2 protein-coding genes are annotated in these 2682 nt (G+C 75.5%); both read left to right on the top strand.

Going from position 1 to position 2682, the window contains the following annotated elements; translation table 11 throughout:
- Positions 1-762, top strand: a 762-nt coding sequence (locus tag BI06_RS32875; protein ID WP_233290387.1) for a CAP domain-containing protein, incomplete at its 5' end; no start/stop codon positions are given.
- 221 nt (positions 763-983) lie between these two features.
- Positions 984-2630, top strand: a complete 1647-nt coding sequence (locus BI06_RS32870) for a sigma-70 family RNA polymerase sigma factor (protein ID WP_051742456.1) — start codon at positions 984-986, stop codon at positions 2628-2630.
- Positions 2631-2682: the final 52 nt, after the last annotated feature.

Genomic DNA, 2682 nt, shown 5'->3' with positions numbered 1-2682 from the left:
GCCGAGGCCGGGGACGTGAACGGCATCCAGGTGCCCGGCGCGGGCGGCGCGCCGGTCCTGGACCCGGCCGCGACGGACCAGGCCCGCGCGGCCGCGGCCACCCCTCCCCCCAGCACCGGTCCGGCGACGCCCTCCGCCTCGGCCACCACCCCGGGCCACACCGCCTCCACGGCCCCGGCCACCGCGTCCGGTACACCGCGCAACCCCACCGCGAGCCCGAGCACCGGGACCACCACCGGCGGCACGGCCGGTGCTCCCGATCCGGGGAAGCCGACCGCGGTCCCGACCACCGCCCCCACGGCGGCGCCCAGCACGGCCAAGCCCTCGCCGACCGCTCCGCGTCCGACCGCCACCACCGCGCCGGGCGGTTCGTCGAACAGCTCCTTCGCCCAGCAGGTGGCGGACCTGGTCAACACCCAGCGCTCGCAGGCCGGCTGCGGACCGCTCACGGTGGACCCGAAGCTCACCACCGCCGCCCAGTTCCACAGCGACGACATGGCGGACCGCAACTTCTTCGACCACGCCAGCCCCGACGGCTACCACGCGGACCACCGCATCGAGGCGGCCGGCTACCGCTGGAGCAGCTGGGGCGAGAACATCGCGCGCGGGCAGAAGGACCCGGCGGCGGTGATGGAGTCGTGGATGAACAGCCCCGGCCACCGCGCCAACATCCTCAACTGCTCCTTCAAGCAGATCGGCGTCGGCGTCCGGACCGGTTCGGGCGGGCCCTGGTGGACCCAGGTCTTCGCCTCTCCGTCCTGAGAATCCGGGCGCACCCGGGCGCTCCTGAGCGCTCCGCCGTCCCGAGGACTCCCCGAGGACTCTCCCCGAGGACTCACCGTTCGGGCCCGCACGGGCCCGGCCGGTGGCCTCGCGGTTCGCCGATTTTCCGAATCCGCGCGAATTGTTGTTATCTGAGCACTCCCCAGCGGTCTCCGAGGAGGCAGTGGCGGACGGACGACAGCCGGACGGAGTGCGGACCCATGAACGTTGACGTGCAGAGCAGGGCCGGGACGACCCTCGTGCGCGCGGCCCAGGCGGGCGACGCGCAGGCGCGCGAGGCGCTGGTCGCGGCCTGGTTCCCGTTGGTCTACAACGTCGCCGGCCGGGCGCTGAACGGCCACGCCGACGTGGACGACATCGCCCAGGAGACCATGATCCGGGCCCTGGACGGCCTGGAGGGGCTGCGCGACCCGGGGGCGTTCCGGTCCTGGCTGGTCGCGATCACCATGAACCAGGTCCGCAGCCGGTCGACCGGCCAGCAGCAGGCAGCCGTCGGCGGACTGGACGAGAGCTGGGAGCTGGCCGACCCGCGCGCCGACTTCACCGACCTGACCATCCTCCGGCTCGGTCTCTCCGGCCAGCGCCGGGAGGTCGCCGAGGCCACCCGCTGGCTGGACCCGGACGACAAGGAACTGCTGTCCCTCTGGTGGCTGGAGGCCTCCGGCGAACTCACCCGCGCCGAACTCGCCGAGGCGCTCGACCTGACGCCGCAGCACACCGCCGTCCGGGTCCAGCGGATGAAGAAGCAGTTGGAGGCCGGCCGGGTGGTGGTCCGGGCGCTCACCGCCTACCCCCGCTGCCCGGAGCTCGCCGAGGTGATGACCGGCTGGGACGGCACGCCGAACTCGGTCTGGCGCAAGCGAATAGCCCGGCACATCCGCGGCTGCCAGGCCTGTGACGGCCTGGGGCGCGACCTGTTCCCGGCGGAGGGGCTGCTGGCCGGTCTGGCGCTGGTCCCGGTGCCGATGGACGCGCCGAGCGGGCTCGCGTTCCACGCCGCCGGGGCCACGGTCGGGACGCCGGGCGCCGGATCCGGAGGGGTCCCGGGCGACGGCGGCGCCGCCGGAGGGTCCACCGGGGCCGGTCCCGGCGGTACTCCGCCCAGCGGCGCCGGCACTGTGCCCACCGACCCGTCCGGCGGACCGGGCGGCTGGACGGACCTGGCCCGCCGCAAGAGCGTGCTGGCGGGCGGGACGGCGGTGGTGCTCGCGGCGGCGACGCTCGCGATGGTCTGGCCCCAGCCCACGCCGCCGACCGCGCCCGCGCCGGAACCGACCACCCCGGCCAGTGCCCCGGACGCCCCGGTGCCGCCGGCCGCGACCGCCGTCACGCCGACGACGGAGACCGCGCCGCCCGCTCCGGTCACGCTCGCCCCGGTCGAGGTGCCGCCGGTGCCGAGCAGCCCGGCGGCGGTCACCCCGACCGCGACCCCGTCCAGCGCCCGGCCGACCCCGACCCCGCCGAACCTGGAACGACAGCTGGTGGACCTGGTCAACGCGGAGCGGGGCCGACGCGGCTGCGGTCCGCTGCGGATCGACCCCAAGCTGCACGCGGCCGCCCAGAAGCACTCCGAGGACATGGTCGCCCGGAACTTCTTCGATCACCTCGCCCCCGACGGGACCCGGGCGGACGCCCGGCTCAACGCGGCCGGCTACCGCTGGTCCCAGTGGGGGGAGAACCTCGACCGCGGCCCGAGTGCCCCTGCGGTGGTGTTCTCCCGCTGGATGGACGGCGGTATCCACCAGTCCAACATGCTGGACTGCGCCTTCAAGGACGTCGGCATCGGTGTGGCCACCGGCCCGGCCGGGCTCTACTGGACCCAGGACCTGGGCACCCCGCTCGGCTGACGGGAGGGGCGCCGCCCGCCCGGCGGACCGGGCCTACCGGCGGACCGGTTCT

The sequence above is a fragment of the Kitasatospora sp. MBT66 genome, assembly GCF_000710405.2.
GTDB lineage: Bacteria > Actinomycetota > Actinomycetes > Streptomycetales > Streptomycetaceae > Kitasatospora > Kitasatospora purpeofusca.
This window is presented reverse-complemented; position numbering and strand designations above follow the sequence as displayed.